This is a genomic window from Variovorax sp. 10L421 (genome assembly GCF_056395365.1).
The window spans coordinates 23682-41728 of record NZ_JBFTJJ010000010.1 but is presented as its reverse complement, the minus strand read 5'-3'; the positions used below and the strand labels follow the sequence as shown (position 1 = coordinate 41728).

Genomic DNA, 18047 nt, shown 5'->3' with positions numbered 1-18047 from the left:
TTGGGATTCTCATCCCGACTGCGCCACACCCTGCATCAGCAGACCCAGCATCGCCAGTTGCGCCACCAGCGCCGGCCGTTGCGCCGACCGCAGGTTCTCGAGCACGGCCTCCAGCAAGCCCGCACTTCGCCCCAGACCGGCCTGCTTCAGCCGCAGCACCTGCGCCTGCGCTCGCGACAGCGCGCCGCCGCCTTGATGGCGCAGGCCCTGGCGCAGCCACAGCGCCAGCAGTTCCAGCGTGTCGCCGGCCAGCGCGTTCAAGGCGGGCACGTCCTCGGCATCGCTGCGAAGGCCCAGCGGCTGTGGCGCCACCGCCTCGACCTGGAGCACCACGGCACGTTGCGCCGTCAGCAGGCTCAGCGGCTGCATCACCGCCCGATCGCCCTGCAGATGCACGGTGCCGGCCACGGCGCGCAGCGGGCCGTATTCGCCGGCAAGCGCGCGGGCCAGCGCATCGACCGCGCCGGGCGCGACCGCGCGATGCGGCAAGGCCAGGTGCAGCCAGTCTCGTTCGTTGTTGTCGTCTTCGGCCGGGGCTTCGTCCGATCCTTCCGGTGCTGCCTGCTTCAGCCGCGCATGCAGCACCTGCGCCGCCGCATCCCAGTGGCACGACACCACCTCCATGCGTTCGAACGCCACCACATGCAGCTGCCCCGACGCACCCGCCGACGCGCCGCCCGCGGCCTGCCGCGGCCGCACGAAGTCGGGTGCTGCCTCGCGCAGATGTGCCACCAGCGCGGCCACGCTGTCCTGCCGCAGTGGTGCGACGAGGTCGTCCCACGACTTGGGCGACAGCGGCAGCACGCCCGTCTGCCGCGCGCCGGCCGTGATGTCGACGAGCCCGTTGGCGCGCCGTGTCGCGGTCTTGGTGATGACCTGCCCGCTCGCCAGTTGCCGCAGCGGAAAGCCCGCGACGCGCCGGTTCATCAGGGCCTGCGCGGTGCCGCCCGCGGCGGCATCGGCCGCGCGCGACCACTGGCGCTCCAGCACGGTCACGTTCTGCGTGTCGGGGTCCGCGAACAAAACGCTCGCGCCCTCGGCGGCGTCGTCGGACCAGAGCTCGGCCCCGAGCGACACCAGCCGCAGGTGATCGAGCGCGACCTCGCCCTTGACGCCGATGCCGAGGATCCGGCTGGCCGGCAGCGCGGGTCGCGCCTGTGGCCGCGCGGCATGCGCCGCCGCCTGCAATCGCGCCCACAGCTCGGCCAGCATGCGCACCAGCCGCAGCGGCTCGAAGCGGCTGCTGCGCGCATGCTGGGCCTGCAGCAGTTGCCAGAGTTCGTCGAGCGCATCGTCCACCCAGCTCCAGGCCAGCGCGCGCGCCTGGTCGCGCACGGCCTCGAAGCGGGCCGCGAGCGCCATCAGCGGCTGGCTCGAACCGTCGAGCCAGAGCGACAGCAGCAGGGCATCGATCTGCGCTCGCAGCGCAACGGCGGCTTCGCCCTGCATCGCCGCCGGTTGCGGTGCCGGGTCCGAGGCGGTCGCGCCTGCCGAAGCGGGCGGCGACACCTCGAGCAGCACCTCCGCCGAACCGGGCGCCAGCGGCCCGGCCTGCCGGAATGCCCACACCGCGATCACCACGTGCGCACAGCCGCTGCCCTGCTTGCAATCGCAGCGCGCATGAACCAGCGAGCTGCGCGAGAAGAAGCGCACGCTGCACATCGGCAGCCGCGCCACCGGCGGCGCGCTCGCGCTGCGCCAGGCCTGCACGCCGACCACCGGACGCGCGGCGGCGAGCTTGTTCGCCTGTTCGAGCACGGAGGGTGCGAGGCTGGCGGCCAGTGCGGCATCGTCGAACTGCGCGGGGCTCCATGCGCCGTCCGGCTCGGCGGCTTCCTGCGCGTCTTCGGGCGCATCCGCCTGCGCCGACGCTGCCTGCGCCTGGTAGGCCAGCACCAGCATCACCCGATGCCGGCACATGCCGCTGGCGGGGCAGCTGCACTGCGCGTCGCGCAGCGTGCGTCCCGGCGGCAGGCTGGTGCGCACGCCGTCGTCGAACTGCGCCTGCACCACGCCGTCGGCGCCGGTCTCCAGCTTTGGCAGCAGGCCGGCCGCCACGTCCTTCTGCGCACGCTTCACGAAGCCCGCGTTGGCCAGCGCCGTCAGCGCCTCGGGCGTCAGCTCCAGCAGGTCGGCCCGCCATGCCGTGGTGCCGCTCATCCCTGCACCTTCTCGGCCAGCCAGCCGGCCAGCTGGCCCGGCGTCATCGCGCCGATCTGCGCGCCTTCGCGTACCAGCCGCGCGGCCATCTCGCGGTCGTAGTTGGGTTCGGCCTTGGAGTCGAGCGCCGCCAGGCCCAGCACCTTCGCGCCGGACTCGACCAGCGCCTTCACGCGGCGCACCAGCTCGTGCTCGCTGCCGCCTTCGTAGAAGTCGCTCACCAGCACCACGATGCTCTTCGAGGGATTGGCGACGAGCGTCTGCGCATACGCCACCGCCTTCGCGATGTCGGTGCCGCCGCCGAGCTGTACCTTCATCAGCAGCTCGACCGGGTCGGACACGTCGGCGGTCAGGTCGACCACTGCCGTGTCGAAGGCCACGAGCCGCGTGCGCATGCCGGGCAACTGCCACAGGCAGGCGGCCATCACTGCGCTGTGGATCACCGAGTCGACCATCGAGCCGCTCTGGTCGATCAGCAGGATGATGTCCCACGGCTCGGCGTGCCGCTTCGTGCGGCTGATGAACACCGGCCGCTCCACGTAGAGCTTGCGGCGCTGCGGGTCGTAGCGGTGCAGGTTGGCGGCCAGCGTCTGCCTGAAGTCGAAGTTGCGCGCGACCTTCATGCGCGAGCGGCGGCGCCGGTCGCGGCTGCCGCTGAAGGCCTGGCGCACTTCGGTGGCGAGCTTTTCCATGATGCGGCGCACCACCTCGGCCACCAGCTTGCGCGCGGCCGCGAGCACCTCGGGGTTCATCAGGTGCTTGGTGTGCAGCACTGCGCGCAGCAGAGATTCGGAGGGCTCGATGCGCTCGAGCACCTCGAGGTTGGTCACCACCTCGTCGATGCCGTAGCGCTCGACCGCGTCCCGCTCCAGCCGCTCGATCACTTCCTTCGGAAAGAGCGTGTGGATGGTGTTGATCCAGTCCGGCGTGCTGAGTGCCGAGGGGCCCAGGCCCGCGCTGCGTTCGCCACGGCTCGCGCGGTCGCTGTCGCGGCCGTAGAGCCAGTCGAGCGCGGCATCGGCGGCCTGCGCCTCGGCGCTCAGGCCCCCGCAGGCCGATTCGGCCGGGTCGCCCAGCAGCAGGCGCCAGCGCTGCAGCGGATCGGGAAAGTCGAGGCTCATGGGCGGGGGGCTTCCTCTGTGTCTTCGAGCGCCACGCCCCAGGCCGCGAGGCGCGCAAGCACCGCGTCTTCCACGCGGCGTGCCTCGGCCAGCTGTTCGGGTGCAGCCTCTCCCGCATGGTGGGCGGTGAGCGTGCGGCGCGAGAGGTGCGTGGCGTCGTGCAGCGCCAGCACCTGGTCGGCCAGCAGCCCGCGTTCCTGCGGCGGCAGCCAGGCGAAGGCGGCGCGCAGGCTGGGCATGGCGCGCACGAAGTCGGCGTTGTCCAGGGCCTGCACGGTACGGTCCATTCCGGCGACGAAAGCGGGTTCGGACGCGAGCACTTCGCGCGCCAGCGCCAGCAGCCCGGTGAGCGCATCGCCGAGCACGGGGGCGGGGAGAGAGTGCAGCAGTTGCATCGCCTCGGCCACGCCGTGATCGTCGTGCGTTTGCGCGTTGGCGGCGCGTCCGGCCAGGCTCAGCGTGGCACCGAGCGCCGCGCCGCGGCTCACCGCAGCGGCGCTGGCGTCGGCGGCCTTGCGCTGCCACACGGCGAGCGCGCGGGCCGGCTCCACGTCGAGCAGCGACGGCGCGTGCGCGTTGTGCGCATGGTCCTGCGCGTGGGCCAGCACGTCGGCCACGATCCGCCGCAGCGCAAGATGGCCTTCGAGGTGGGCCTGCATGTCGGCCGGTGCGATGTCCGCGGGCGGCTCCAGCAGCCACAGCGCGCGGTCGACACCCGATTCGATCACCACGCGCAGCACGGGCGCATCGGCCATGCCCAGCATCTGGCCGTGCCGCAGCAGCGTGTGCAGCACCGACAGCGCGGGGCCGAGCGCCTCGAAGCGCGGCTCGTTCGCAACGGCGCCCTGCAGTTCGCGCAGCAGTGCATCGCTGAGCGCCGACAGCCCCGCCCACGCGGCCTGGTTGAGGCCGTCGGCGAGCGGGCCAATGCGGCCGTGGGCCTGGCGCAGATCGTCTTCGAGCCGGGCGCGCGCCGCGTCGTGCAGGCTTGCGCCCCAGGCGCCGGCCTCGATCATCGCGGCCTGCTGCTCGAGCGGTTCGCTCAGCGACCACAGTTCGGTGCGCTCGCCCGACATCGCGAGCTTCGGCCCTTGGGTGCGGCGCACGCCGGGCAGCCGCAGGATAGCCAGGCGGTGCAGCACGCGGCTTTTCGCGCGGTCGGCTTCGAGCAGCAGGTCGAGCTTGATCTGGCCGCGCAGCACGATGCCGTGCGCCGCGAGTTCGGCCTGCACCGCGGCCACCAGCGGCGGCTGCGGTGTGCCGGGCGCCAACTGTCCGACGGTGTCGCCGGCCAGCACGTCCATCGCCTGCACCAGCACGGGATCGGTGCCGGGGCGGATCGCGCCGCGGTAGGTCCAGGGCAGCGGCGCGTCGAGCGCGTCCTTCACGAGCGCACCGGCCAGTGCGTCGAGCCAGTCGGAGCGCAGCGGCTTCTCGTGGCCGCGCAAGCGCGCGAGGCCCTGTGCGCGCAGGTGCACGGCCATCAGGTCGGCGGTGGAGGCGGGGAGTTTCTTCTCGCGCAGGCGCTGCATCACGTGCTGCAGCGCGCGGTGCGCGGCGCCTTCGGGGCCGTGGTCCCAGACCCACTGGTAGTAGGCGGGGGAGGGCATGCCCGAGGCATAGCCTGCGAAGGCGTCGAGGCGCTTGAAGGTGTAGGGCACGAGGTAGGAGCCGAATCGCAGCGCGGTGTCGGCGTCGCGCGTGTCTTCTTCGTCGGTGGATTCGAGCGAAGGCTGCGGCGTGGCGGGCAGCTCTGAGGGCATGCCTTGCCACACCCGCGCCAGTGCAGGCGCGTGATAGCCGCCGCACACCACCAGCGCCTGTGCGCGGCCCGGCTCGCCCGGCTGCGCCATCGCCCAGGCGATCCAGCGCGCCATCATGGCTTCGCGCGCCTGGTTGCCCTGCGAGCCGCGGTCTTCGCCGCGCAGGTGGTCGAAGTAGGTCGAGAGGCGCTGCGCCAGCTCGGCCGCATCGCAGCCGTCCTCGAACAGGTGGTCCCACAGCGCATCACGGCCCTGCACCGAGAGCTTCTCCGTCAGTGCGCGCTCGTAGGCTTCGGCGCGTTCCTCGTGCTCGTGGTCGGCCACGTCGGCATAGCGGTTCTCCATGCGCGAGAAGGCGTCGTGCCAGGCCGGCAGGTCGATGAAGCGCACCGCGGCGCCGACCTCGCGCGCGACCTGCAGCGCCTGCCACTCGGGCGAGTGCTCGGCAAAGGGCGACCACGAACCGCGGTGCGTGTCATCGCCCGAGAGATAGCTGTAGATCGCCACCGGCAGCCGGTGCGGCAGGTACAGCTCGTCGAGGCGTTCGTTGAAGTCGGCTGGGCCCTCGATCAGCACGTACGCGGGGCGCAGCGTGCGGATGCGCTCGGCCACCAGCCGCGCGCAGGCGGGGCTGTGGTGGCGCACGCCGACGATGTGAAGCGATTCGCTCATCCTCGTCACCGATGGCGCGCCAAGCGAAGCGAGGGCCCTTCGCGGAACACCGCGGAATCGGCTTTGCCGGGCCGCTGGTGTTGCCCCCTGCAAGGGGGTTGGCGAAGCGACACGGAGTGCGCGAAGCCTGGGGGTTTGCTCATGTCAGGGCAGGCGGTGGCGGGCGTCGTAGTACGCGCGCCAGTGCGAGCCGCTACGCTTCGCCGCCTTCTGCTCGAAGTAGCGCCGCAGCTTGGCGCGGTCGTCGGCGTTGTCCTTCACCACCGTGCCGGCGATGCAGTCGACCAGGTCGGCCGGCGAGCCCTCGCGCTGTTCGAGGAACCATGCGCGCACGCCGACCGCATGCGCCACGTTCACCGCCTCGGCGGTGGACATCACGGCGGTGAGCCGGTCCATCGCCGCGTCGCCCGCGTTGCCGTTGTCGCCCTTCACGGGTGCGCCGCGCAGGTCGCGGAAGGTGGACACCAGCAGCTCCAGCACGGGAGCGGGCACGGTCTTCGGAATGCCGCTCTGCGCGAGCAGCCGCGTGGACGATTCCTGCACCAGCGCCAGCTCGCGGTCGAAGTCGAGAATGGGGAACACCGTCTCGAAGTCGAAGCGCCGCTTCAGCGCCGCGCTCATCTCGTTGACGCCGCGGTCGCGCGTGTTGGCGGTGGCGATGATGTTGAAGCCCTCGCGCGCATAGAGCATGCCGTGCTCGCCCGACAGCTCGGGCACCGCCATCACGCGGTCCGACAGCATGCCCAGCAGGCAGTCCTGCACCTCCAGCGGCGCGCGTGTGATTTCCTCGAAGCGCACCACCTGGCCCTGCTGCATGCCGAGGTACAGCGGCGCCGGCACCATCGCGCGCGGGCTCGGGCCTTCGTTGATGAGCAGAGCGTAGTTCCAGCCGTACTTGATCTGGTCCTCGGTGATCGAGGCGCCGCCCTGGATGGTGAGCGTCGAGACGCCCGAGATGGCCGTGGCCAGCAGCTCCGACAGCATCGACTTCGCCGTGCCTGGCTCGCCCACCAGCATCAGCCCGCGGCCGGTGGCCAGGGTGACGAGCATGCGTTCGATGCTGGCCACGGGCGCGACGATCTTGGGTGCGATGCCGAGCGCCGCGTCGCCGAGGATGAACGAGCGCGCGGCCTTCAGGCCCAGCACCCAGCCGGGCGGGCGCGGGTCGGTGTCCTGCGCCTGCAGCCGTGCGAGCTGTTCGGCGTAGAGGATCTCGGCCGGCGGTCGCTGCAGTTGCTGCTGCGCCGTGCCGGTGTCCTTGGTCGTGTTGTTGATGGCCATCTTTGATTCGGTCAGGTCAAGTTCGGGGAACACCGCGGAACCGGCTTTGCCGGGCCGCAGGTGTTGCCCCCTGCAAGGGGGTTGGCGAAGCGACACGAAGTGCGCGAAGACTGGGGGTGTACCTTATGCGGCCCGCAGGCCTTCCATGTCGCGGATGAGTTCGCTGGCGGAGATCGGGTCGAGCAGGTGCAGTGCCTCCGCATCCTGCATGTCGCCCCAGCCCGAGGGCTGGCCCACCTGCACCTGGCCCAGCTTCTGCTCGGGGTATTCGTCCACCATGCCGACGATGATGCCGGGGTCGAGGCTCAGCTCGATCACGCGGCTCGTGCCCAGCGGCTTGCTGAAGTACCAGATGCAGCCCGAGTCCTGCGCCTGGCCGCGCCGCCAGCCCTTGTTGGCCAGCCCCAGCACGCGGCCGGTGGGCACCTTGACGTCTTTCCAGCGCTCCAGCTTCAGGCTCTTCTTCTCCTCGTCGGACAGCGTGTAGACGTCGCGGCCGATCTGCGCGAAGGGCTGCAGCAGCTCGTAGTCGGCGAACACCTGGCCGAAGGCGGCGGCATCGGCGGCGGGCAGTTCCAGCGCGTGCGGCACGCCGATGCGGATGTTCTCGCCCACGGGCAGCTCGAACGGATCGTCTTCCGCCGTGGTGAAGCTGCCGTCTTCCGCCACGCGGAAGCAGGCCTGCAGCGTGCCGCCATAGCTGGCACCGCCTTCCACCGCGTACACGCCCCAGATCAGCCGCTGCACGATGTGGCGCACCAGCGGGTGCTCGACCAGGAAGGTGCGGAACACCTCGGGCGTCCAGCGGCGGCGCGCGCACATCGCCACCTCGAGGCGCAGCAGCTGCTGGCTGGCGATGGTGCGCACGTCCTTCTTCAGCAGCTTGAAGCGCTCGACCGCTTCCTTGCCAAGTTCGGCGTCGTCGGTCTTCTTGGGCTTGGGCAGGTCGGGCAGGCGCGCGCCGTCGGTGCCGTCGGCGCCGGTCTCGCGCACATAAGGCTTGAGCGACTCGTCGAAGCCGACCTTGAAGGCGCGCGGACCGAAGTCCAGCAGCATGGTGCCCTGTTCGTCGAGGCCGAGGTCGGGCGCGAGCCGGTCCTCGAGTTCCTCGGTGCTGAGGCCGCGCGCCTCGGCGATGGCGTCGATCTTCTCGCGCGCCTTGTCCTGCAGGCCCTTGAACTTGACCTTCTGCGCGATGCCGTTGAGCAGCATCAGCGCGACGTCGCTGCCGATGGCGGCCAGCACGTCGAGCCCGGTCACGGCGCGCGCATGCGCGGCCTCGCCGGGCCAGGCGCGGATGAAGGGCGTGAGCTTGCGCGCGGTGTCGTCGTTGCCCAGCAGGCCGAGCGTGGTGAGTGCCCAGCCTTCCTTGCTGGGGCCGCCGGCTTCGAGCCAGGCGGTGAAGGCGTCCCAGGCGAACTCGGCCAGCGAGCCGGCATCGCAGGCGTCCTTGGCCACGGCGATGCCGCCGTAGATTTCCTCGTTGGTCGGAAAGGTCAGCATCTGGCCCAGATGGTCGAGCGCGTCGTCGGGCAGCGCCTTGCCGTTTCGCAGCACGGGCCGGCGCCAACCGCGCGGCTGCCAGAACTCGGGCAGCTTCGCGCGCCGGGTGGGAAAGCGGTCGAGCGGGCTTTCGTCGAGCACGGCGCGCAGCGCTTCCACCACTTCGGGCTTGCCGTAGCGGCCGGCCACGTCGAGCAGCAGTGCCTCGTGGCCGTTGGCCTGCAGCAGGCGCAGCGCCGAACCCGCGCAGTCGCGTGCCTCGCCGGCCTTGCCGAGCGCCGGCGCGATCAGGCCGGCTGCGCTGTGCTCGGGATACTTCAGCAGCCATTCGCGGCCTTCGGCGCGCAGCGTCTTGAGCTTGGCGAAGGCGCGCGCGGCCGGCGCGGCCAGCTCGACGGCGCCGTAGTTCAGGGCGTACGAGAGGTTGTCGGTGGGCTTGGATCGCACCATGGCCACCAGGCCGGGCAGCACCGCGAGGCCGTGGGTGGCCAGGATCAGGCCGATGCCGTCGCTTTCGGCCTCGCCCGCGACGGCGTTCCAGAACGGCACGCCGATCGCCGCCGGCAGCAGCGTAACGAAGCTGGCGTGGAAGCTGAACCAGTAGTAGCGGTCCTTCTTGCGCTCGGCCACCATCTCGCGCCAGCTGGCGACCAGCGCGCCGGCGTCGCCGGCCGCAACGGCCGCGGCGGCGGCCTTGGCGAATGGCACAAGGCTGTGCCTGCCCTTGTCGAAGCCCAGTTCGTCGAGCAGCACGTCGACGCTCTTGCGCGCGGCGTCGTGGCGACCCGTTTGCCATGAATTCATGCGCTGCGCGCTCTCGCGCTTGCCTTCGCCCCATCGCTCCACCGGTGCCAATGCCAGCGGCTCCAGCACCAGCGTGCCGGCCGCCTTCTTCTGCACCTTGGCGAGCCAGGGCGGCGCGGCCAGCACGCCGGGCAGTTCGCTCGCATCGGCCACCTCGGCGGGGCCGGCCAGGAGCGCCAGCTGCCGGTCGATCACCGCCTGTGCACCCGCATCGAGCCAGGGCCGCAAGGCCGGCAGGGACGCGCCATGCGCGCGCAGCAGCCGCGTGAGTCCAGGCGTGACGAGGTTGGCGTCCTTGCCGCCGGCCGCCACGAGCCGCGACAGCGCGGGAATGGCCGCCATCGGCCAGCGGTCGACGGCCAGCGCCAGCCGCGCCAGCGCGCCCTTCGAACTGCCTGCCACGCGGGCCAGCGCCAGCACGGCTTCGGGCGTGCCGATGCAGGCCAGCGCGTCGCCCGCGTGGTCGTCCGCGGCGCCGCGCTCCAGCACCGGCACGGCATCCACGCCGCGCTCCTGCACCAGCGTGCTCGTCATGGAGCCGCTGCCCCAGAAGCCGCTCGAATAGCTCAGGCGGACCTTCGCGGCCAGCGCGATGGCGTCGGGGTCGGTGGCCGTCAGCAGCAGCCAGTGCATGGTCTCGGGCGTGTTCTTGTCGGCCGCCAGCGTGTGCACGAGCGCGTTGGAGATTTCGGGGGCGTCGGGCAGCAGCATTGCCAGCGCGGGCTGGCGGGCCGGGTGAACCTTGGGAAGGCCGGCCTCGATGCGGTCGCGGCAGTCCTGCCAGACCTCGGGGGCGGCCAGTGACAGATGCGCGCGCAGCGCCTGTTCGCCCGTTCCCAGCGGACCGTAGTAGGAGCTGCCCATCTGGCGGGCGACGGCGGCGCAGAAGCTGTACCGGCGCTTCTTCGTCGCCCGGTCGTAGGTGGACTGCACTTCGATCTGCTGGGCGGCCAGCAGGATGTCGATGGTGTCCTGCAGTCCGTACTGCTTGACGAGGTAGTGCACCACCACTTCGCCCATCTCGTTCGCGTTGTAGTTGCCGCCGGTGCCCAGCGCGAACGCCAGCAGCAGGGTGTCGGCCTCGGCGTCGGCCGCGGGGGTGGGCTGCGTGCCGCGGTCGATCACGCGCTGGGCAACCGCGCGCAAGGCCGCGTCGGTGGCGCTCGTGTCGACGTCGAGGTCGAGCTTGCGCCGCACAGGCAGCCAGGCTGCGGCGGGGCTCGGCGTTTCGTCGAAGGGCTTTGGCGGAAAGCGCCGCGAAGGGAAGGCTGCGCGCTGCATGTCGGGCGACAGCCGGATGGGCTTGCCGGCGGCGAGCCAGGGCGGCGCGTCGCCGTCCGCGGGCGGCAGTTCGGCGGCGGGCGCTGCCAGGGCCACGGACGACGCGGCCGATGCATTGGCGCCCAGCTCCTTGGCGATGGCCTGGGCGTTCTTGGCCGGCGTGCAGCTGGTGCCCCAGCCGTACAGCAGGCCCGTGGACTGAAGCCGCTTGAAGGCGAGCGCCGCACCTTGCTCGCTCACGCCATGCTGGCGCTTGAGCGTTGCGGTGGAGAGCGTGTCGCTGGAGGTCAGCGTGCCGGTCTCGATCTGAGCGCGCACGGTTTCGAACACGCGGTCGGCCTGGCTGTCGATGCCTTCGGTGGGGGCGGCAGCCTCTGCGCTCGCGGCGGCCTTCGCGGCGGGCGGGGCCGCAGTCTTTTCCGTTGCCGTCTCGGCCTTCGGCTTCGCCTCGGTCTTGCCGATGGCCGTGCCGGCGGCCACGCCCACTTCGGCGTAGCCCTTGCCCGTCTTCTCGGCCACCAGCTTGGTCAGCGCGGCGGCGGCCTTGGTGGCGTCGGCGAACGACTTGGTCTGGCTCTGGCCCGCGGTGCCGATGCGGCCCCAGCGGATGTTGAGTTCGGCGTCTACCTGCTCGACTTCCCAGAATTTGCTGGCGGTTCCCTCGATCAGTTCAAAGCGGCGCATGGAAAAAACATCCTCCTGTATGTTCGCCGCAGAGGATAAGGGGCCGGCGTGAAAGCTCGGCCCCGAGTAACGAGAAGATTTCGCTTCGCGCGTCGGTGAATACGAAAAAAATATTCACCTGCTTCGGGGTTGCCGATGGCGGCCCCGCAGCAGCGCCCGCCGGAGCGCCGCGCTCCGGAAGAAAAGATCAGACGAAGGGCCTGGCCTGCTGCTCCGCGCTGCCGGGCTCGGCGATGCGCCGGTGCTGCTCGGCCAGCCTGGGCGCCGGCATCACGCGCGACAGCGCCACCTGCATCTTGTTGCGCCATCCCGCGATCACGCCGCTTTCGCCGCGCATCATCGCCTCGAAGCCGGCCCGCGCCACCTCCGCCGGGTCGGCCTTGTCGCTCTGCTGGGCCACGCGCGTGTCGAGCATGTCGGCGCGCGCGAAGAAGTGGGTGTCGGTCACGCCCGGCATCAGGCAGGTGACCGAGACGCCGGTGCCCTTGAGCTCGTTGCGCAGGGCCATGGCGAACGAGTCGATGAAGGCCTTGCTGCCGTTGTAGACGGCCTGGAAGCTGCCCGGCTGGAACCCCGCGATCGACCCGGTGATCAGGATGCGCCCCTGCCCGGCCTCGCGCATGCCGCGGCCCACGCACTGCACGAGGTAGATGGTGCCGGTGATGTTGGTGTTGATGACATGCTGCACGTCGTGGAAGTCCTGATCGAGGAAGCCGTGGCCCAGCCCGTGCCCGGCGTTGGCGAACAGTGCCGCGATCGGCCGGCCTTCGGTGGCGGCGAGCAGTGTGTCCACGCCGTCGCGGGTGGCGAAGTCGGCGCGCACCGCGGCCACATTGGCGCCGAGCACGCGCAGTTCGGTCTCGGCCTGTTCCAGCGGCTCGTCGGCACCGATCAACAGGTCGTGGCCGCGGCGCGCGGCCAGCAGCGCGAGCTGGAAGCCGATGCCGGACGAGGCGCCGGTCACCACGGCAAGGGGGCGGATGTCGTTGGGTTGCATGTCGGTCTCCTGATGAAGTGAATGAACCTTCTTGGACCACCCTAGGAACGCCGGCTTGCCGCACGCGTAGGAATCCGTCCCGACTGCCCGCCCGCCATGGCATGCGATTGCAGGCTTTTCCAGGGACAGCGCCTAGAACTCCGCCCCTTCGACCAGGAACCGCAGCCGCCGCACGCCCTGCCATTCGTCGGCATCGAGCCGGAACGCCAGCTTCACGCGCGGCGGCAGCGGCTCGGTGTGGCTGAACCAGATCGCGTCGATCGGCTGGCCCTGGTGCCTGAGTTTCAGCGACAGGTGCTTCTCGCCCACCAGCCGCTGCGACACCACCTCCACCTCTTCGCTGAAGGTCGGCGGCGCGAAGCCCTGGCCCCACACCTCGCGGTGCAGCGTGTCGACGAGGTCGATGCGCATGTACTCGCGCGAGATCGGTCCGTCGGTCTCGATCTGCCGCGTGAGCGCGGCTTCGGCCAGCCATTCGCCGGCGACCTGCGCGAAGCCTTTCTCGAAGGTCTCGAAGTGCTCGCGCGCGACCGTGCAGCCGGCCGCCATCGCATGGCCGCCGAAGCGCAGCAGCACGCCCGGATGGCGCTTGGCCACGAGGTCGAGCGCATCGCGCAGGTGGAAGCCCGGAATCGATCGGCCCGAGCCTTTCAGCTCCTGCTCCTTGCCGGGCGCGCCGCTGGCGGCGAAGACGAAGGTCGGGCGGTGGAAGCGGTCCTTGATGCGCGAGGCCACGATGCCCACCACGCCCTCGTGGAAGCCCGCGTCGAACACGCTGATGGCCGGCGGCGGCGCTTCGATGCCCTCGCCATCGGTGGCGAACAGCGACTCTGCCAGCAGCAGCGCCTGGTCGCGCATGCCGCCCTCGATGTCGCGCCGCTCGCGGTTGATGCCGTCGAGCATGCGCGCGAGTTCCTCGGCGCGGCCCGCGTCGTCGGTCAGCAGGCATTCGATGCCCAGCGTCATGTCGGCCAGCCGGCCGGCGGCATTGATGCGCGGGCCGAGTGCGAAGCCGAAGTCGAAGGTGGTGGCGACGCAGGCATTGCGGCCCGCGGCCTTGAACAAGGCGGCAACGCCCGCAGGCATCGCACCGGCGCGGATGCGGCGCAGGCCCTGTGCCACGAGGCGGCGGTTGTTGGCGTCGAGCTTCACCACGTCGGCCACGGTGCCGAGTGCGACCAGCGGCAGCAGCGCGTCGAGCTTGGGTTGCGGTTTGCCTGCCCCCCGGCTTGCCACTTCGTGTGCTTCGCCACCCCCCGAGGGGGAGGCTGGCCCGCCTTGGGGCGGCCCGGCGGCGGGCGCAGGCGTGTCGAACACACCGCGCCTGCGCAACTCGGAGCGCAGCGCGAGCAGCACGTAGAACATCACGCCGACACCAGCAATGCTCTTGCTCTCGAATTCGCAGCCGGGCTGGTTCGGATTCACCAGCACGTCGGCCGACGGCAGCTCGGGGCCGGGCAGGTGGTGGTCGGTCACCAGCACCTGCAGGCCGCGCACCTTGGCGGCGGCCACGCCTTCGACGCTGGCGATGCCGTTGTCGACGGTGATCAGCATGTCGGCGCCGCTGTCGGCCACGCGCTCGGCGATGGGCGGCGTGAGCCCGTAGCCGTCGACCACGCGGTCGGGCACGAGGTAGCTCACGTGCTTCGCGCCCAGCAGGCGCAGGCCGCGCACGCCGACCGCGCAGGCGGTGGCGCCGTCGCAGTCGTAGTCGGCGACGATGCACAGGCGCTTGTCCTGCGCGATGGCGTCTGCCAGCAGCACCGCGGCCTCGTGCGTGCCGCGCAGCGTGTCGGGCGCCAGCAGGCGCGCGAGGCCGTCATCGAGTTCTTCCTTGGCACGCACGCCGCGGGCGGCGAACAGCCGCGCGAGCAGCGGGTGCACGCCGGCTTGCTCCAGCGCCCAGACGGTGCGTGGCGGGATCTCCCTGGCGATGATTTTCATAGCGACTCCAGCACGACCGATGCGCGCTTGCGGTCGAACAGGCTCCTGGCCCAGCCAGCCAGGCCGCGCGGCTGCACGGTGTAGCGCTGCGCCGCGCGGTCGCCGCACAGCGTGAGGGACACCTCGGCGCCACCCGTGTAGCCGGCCAGCAGCGAGGCGACCGGGCCGGCGTCCAGCGCATGCCAGGCGGCAGCCCAGCCCATGCCGTCGTCGCGCAGGGCGGTTTCGCGCAGTGCATCGCTCACTGCCGGCACGGCTGCGGGCGCAACCTCGTGCTTCAGTGCGCCGGTGCCGCTGAGCCAGAAGGAGTTGATCGGCGGCACGCCGCGTGCGGCGCGGTCGTCGTTCACGCGCTGGGTGTACAGCAGCATCTGCATTTCGTTCTGCAGCCGGCGCAGCGGCCGCGCCGAGTCGCCGAGCGGCGACCACTGCGAGATCGGGTAGCCTACTGCGCGGTCGAGGGAGGCAGTGGCCAGGCCGTCGAAGATGGGGGCGCGTGCCAGCCATCGGCCGGGTACGGGGGAGGGGTGCAGCGCGATGCCGTCTTCCTCGAAGAAGGGGCGCGCGGCTTGCAGCAGCGCGGCCGATTCGGCGGCGTCGATCTCGATGGCGGACGGATCGCCCAGCACCACGTCGTCGATGCCGACCTGCCAGTTGCACAGCGTGACGAGGCCCCAGCCATCATGGTCGTTGGGCGCGGCGATGCCCAGTTGCCGCGCTTCGAGCGCAGCCCAGGGAATGCAGCCGTCGCTTGCGGCGATGCCCGCTGCCCGGGCCAGCGCGCGTTCGTGCGGAGGCGAGCGCGTGCTTTCGTCCTGCGTGTCGGTATCGGTAAGCGTGAGCCGCGTCAGCAAGGTTTCGAGATTGGGGAGCCGCAAGGTGGGCAGCGCAGCGCGGCATGCAGGGGAACCGCGGCCGGCAAAGGGAATCAACAGGTGACGTGGGAGGGTTTCGGCCATCTCCCTATTGTCCGGGAAGCCCCAAGGGAATCCGGGATGCCACAATTCCGCCGATGACCTACCCCCTCGCTCCTCACTTCGTGTATTCGCTGCCCCCCGAGGGTGGGCAAATTCCCCTTGAGGCGGCTCGGCGGGGATTTTGATGCGACTTCCTTATGAACTGCAGCTCGGCTGGCGCTACACGCGCGCAGGCCGGGCGACGCGGCGCAACGGCTTCATCTCCTTCATCTCCGGTGTCTCGATGCTCGGCATCGCGCTGGGCGTGGCGGCGCTGATCATTGTGCTCAGTGTGATGAACGGCTTCCAGAAGGAAGTGCGCGACCGCATGCTCGGCGTGGTGTCGCACATCGAGATCTTCTCGCGCGACGGCCAGGCGCTGCAGGGCCTCGACACGATCACGGCCGCTGCCCGCAAGAACCCCGAGGTGGTCGGCGCAGCGCCCTTCATCAACACGCAGGCGCTCATTGCGCGCGGCGAGGACATGAAGGGCACCATCGTGCGCGGCATCGATCCCAAGCTCGAGCCCGAAGTCACCGACATCAACGGCATCGCCTCCAAGGGCACCTTCGACAAGCTGGTGCCGGGCGAATTCGGCATCGTGCTCGGCGCGGAGCTGGCGCGTTCGCTCTTCGTGCAGCCGGGCGACCAGGTCACGCTGGTGGCGCCGGGCGGGCAGGTCACGCCGGCGGGCGTGGTGCCGCGCCTGAAGCAGTTCACCGTGGTCGGCACCTTCGACTCGGGCCACTACGAATACGACTCGGCGCTCGCCATGGTCCACGAGCAGGACGCTGCCAAGGTGTTCCGCCTAGAAGGGCCCACGGGCATCCGACTGAAGCTCAAGAACCTCAACGAGGCGCGCGACGTGGCCGACCAGCTGGCCGTGACGCTGCCGGGCGAGTTCCTCATCCGCGACTGGACGCGCCAGAACAAGACCTGGTTCGCGGCCGTGCAGGTCGAAAAACGCATGATGTTCATCATCCTCACGCTGATCGTGGCGGTGGCGGCCTTCAACCTGGTGTCCACGCTGGTGATGACCGTGACCGACAAGCGCGCCGACATCGCCATCCTGCGCACGCTGGGCAGCTCGCCGCGCAGCATCATGGGCATCTTCGTGGTGCAGGGCGCGATGGTGGGCGTGATCGGCACCGTGGCCGGCCTGCTGCTGGGCCTGGGCATCGCCTACAACATCGACGTGATCGTGCCCTTCCTGGAGCAGCTGTTCCATGCGAGCTTCCTGCCGAAGGACATCTACCTGATCAGCAAGATGCCGAGCGATCCGCAGCAAAGCGACATCGTGCCGATCGCGATCATTTCCCTGGTGCTGGCCTTCGTCGCCACGCTGTACCCGAGCTGGCGCGCCAGCCGCGTGAACCCGGCCGAGGCGCTGCGCTATGAGTGAACTGACCCCCACGCTCGGCACTGTCGTGACCTCGCTGCCCTCCGAGGGGGCCGCTATTGGCTTGGGGCGGTCCGGCGCCAACAGTGTCGTTCTGAAGGCCCGCGGCCTCACCAAGCGGTTCCACGAGGGCAGGCTGGACCTGACCGTGCTGCACGGCGTGGACCTCGACGTGCACGCCGGCGAAACACTGGCCATCGTCGGCGCATCGGGCTCCGGTAAGAGCACGCTGCTGCACCTGATGGGCGGGCTCGATGCGCCCACGACGGGCAAGGTCGAGCTGCTCGGCAAGGACATCGCGCACGCCGACGCGGCCGAGCAGGGGCGGCTGCGCAACCAGCACCTGGGCTTCGTCTACCAGTTCCATCACCTGCTGCCCGAGTTCAGCGCGCTCGACAACGTGGCCATGCCGCTGAAGATCCGCCGCGTGGAGCCGCATGCGGCCGCGCAGTCGGCGGCGAAGATTCTCGAAAGCGTGGGCCTGGGCCAGCGTTTGCATCACCGTCCAGCCGAGCTGTCGGGCGGAGAGCGCCAGCGCGTGGCGATCGCGCGTGCGCTGGTCACGCAGCCGGCCTGCGTGCTGGCCGACGAGCCCACCGGCAACCTCGACCGCAGCACGGCGGACACGGTGTTCGCGCTGATGCTCGACCTCGCGCACCGGCATCGCACGGCGTTCGTGATGGTCACGCACGACCAGGACCTGGCGAAGCGCTGCGACCGGGTGCTGCAGTTGGTGGCGGGGCGGCTGGCGGGGTGATTCGGGCCGGCCTGGCACGGCCGGCTCAATCTCGCGAAACTGGGGGCGCCTGTCCGTCAGGACGGGCCGAAGTCCAAAACCACAGGAGCCCGTTTCATGCTGCCCATGTTCTCAATGGAATCCGAAGACGACACCAAGCCCGCGGCCACCGCCGAGCCGCGCAACTCCTACCTGGAGGAGAAGGCGTTCAAGTCGCGCACGCTGCTGATCTTCGGCACCGTCACCGACTCGGTGGCCGCCGATGTGACGCGCCGGCTCATTGCGCTCGATGCCGACAGCGCCGACAAGCCCATCGACATCCTCGTGAGCTCGCCCGGCGGCCACCTGGAGTCGGGCGATGCCATCCACGACATCGTGCGTTTCATCAGCGCGCCGGTGAACATGATCGGCACCGGCTGGGTCGGCAGCGCGGCCACGCACCTGTTCCTGGCCGTGCCGCGCGAGCGCCGCGTGTGCCTGCCCAACACGCGCTTCCTGATCCACCAGCCCAGCGGCGGCGCGGGCGGGCAGGCAACGGACATCGCGATCCAGGCGCAGGAAATCATCAAGGCCCGCCAGCGCATCGCGCACGAGATCGCGCGCGAGACCGGCAAGCCCATCGACGTGGTGCTGGCCGACATCGAGCGCGACCGCTGGCTGTCGGCCGCGGAGGCCGTGGAGTACGGCCTGGTCTCGCGCATCATCCAGCGCAAGACCGAGTTGAAGGGCTGAAGTCCGCTCCCGCG

The 18047-nt window shown here is 70.7% G+C and carries 11 protein-coding genes; 3 read left to right on the top strand and 8 right to left on the bottom strand.

Features of this window, described 5'->3' with window-relative positions:
* Positions 1 to 9: 9 nt before the first annotated feature.
* The 8 genes from AC1DFC_RS14990 to AC1DFC_RS14955 form a co-directional block, all read right to left on the bottom strand.
* Positions 10 to 2160, bottom strand: coding sequence for an SWIM zinc finger family protein (locus AC1DFC_RS14990; protein WP_413333564.1), 2151 nt, complete (start codon positions 2158 to 2160; stop codon positions 10 to 12).
* The gene (locus tag AC1DFC_RS14985; protein ID WP_413333563.1) at positions 2157 to 3281 is read right to left on the bottom strand and encodes a VWA domain-containing protein; all 1125 of its coding nucleotides are present in this window, start codon (positions 3279 to 3281) and stop codon (positions 2157 to 2159) included. The genes AC1DFC_RS14990 and AC1DFC_RS14985 overlap by 4 nt, the downstream gene beginning before the upstream one ends.
* Positions 3278 to 5716: a DUF5682 family protein gene (locus AC1DFC_RS14980; RefSeq protein WP_413333561.1), complete on the bottom strand. Its 2439-nt coding sequence runs from the start codon at positions 5714 to 5716 to the stop codon at positions 3278 to 3280. Before AC1DFC_RS14980 ends, AC1DFC_RS14985 begins: the two co-directional genes overlap by 4 nt.
* Positions 5717 to 5860: 144 nt before the next feature.
* Entirely contained in the window at positions 5861 to 6997 is a 1137-nt protein-coding gene (locus AC1DFC_RS14975) for an ATP-binding protein (RefSeq protein WP_478179544.1), read from the bottom strand.
* A gap of 123 nt (positions 6998 to 7120) precedes the next feature.
* Entirely contained in the window at positions 7121 to 11269 is a 4149-nt protein-coding gene (locus AC1DFC_RS14970; RefSeq protein WP_478179497.1) for a WGR and DUF4132 domain-containing protein, read from the bottom strand.
* Positions 11270 to 11456: 187 nt separating this feature from the next.
* Positions 11457 to 12266 carry an SDR family NAD(P)-dependent oxidoreductase gene (locus AC1DFC_RS14965; protein ID WP_413313785.1) on the bottom strand — a complete coding sequence of 270 codons (810 nt, stop codon included), beginning with the start codon at positions 12264 to 12266 and terminating at the stop codon, positions 11457 to 11459.
* A gap of 132 nt (positions 12267 to 12398) precedes the next feature.
* Positions 12399 to 14210, bottom strand: a complete 1812-nt coding sequence (recJ, locus tag AC1DFC_RS14960) for a single-stranded-DNA-specific exonuclease RecJ (RefSeq protein WP_413333557.1) — start codon at positions 14208 to 14210, stop codon at positions 12399 to 12401.
* Entirely contained in the window at positions 14207 to 15169 is a 963-nt protein-coding gene (locus AC1DFC_RS14955; protein ID WP_478179496.1) for a hypothetical protein, read from the bottom strand. Before AC1DFC_RS14955 ends, recJ begins: the two co-directional genes overlap by 4 nt.
* 142 nt (positions 15170 to 15311) lie before the next feature.
* On the opposite strand from AC1DFC_RS14955, the gene AC1DFC_RS14950 reads away from it, so the two are divergent.
* The 3 genes from AC1DFC_RS14950 to AC1DFC_RS14940 all read left to right on the top strand — a co-directional run bounded on the left by AC1DFC_RS14950 (position 15312) and on the right by AC1DFC_RS14940 (position 18033).
* Entirely contained in the window at positions 15312 to 16568 is a 1257-nt protein-coding gene (locus AC1DFC_RS14950) for a lipoprotein-releasing ABC transporter permease subunit (protein WP_007837493.1), read from the top strand.
* Complete coding sequence (lolD, locus tag AC1DFC_RS14945; RefSeq protein ID WP_007837479.1) at positions 16561 to 17322, top strand: lipoprotein-releasing ABC transporter ATP-binding protein LolD; 762 nt, start codon at positions 16561 to 16563, stop codon at positions 17320 to 17322. Before AC1DFC_RS14950 ends, lolD begins: the two co-directional genes overlap by 8 nt.
* Positions 17323 to 17418: 96 nt before the next feature.
* A complete protein-coding gene (locus AC1DFC_RS14940) occupies positions 17419 to 18033 on the top strand; it encodes an ATP-dependent Clp protease proteolytic subunit (protein WP_413313781.1) in 615 nt (204 codons plus the stop codon).
* The last annotated feature ends 14 nt before the right edge of the window (positions 18034 to 18047 follow it).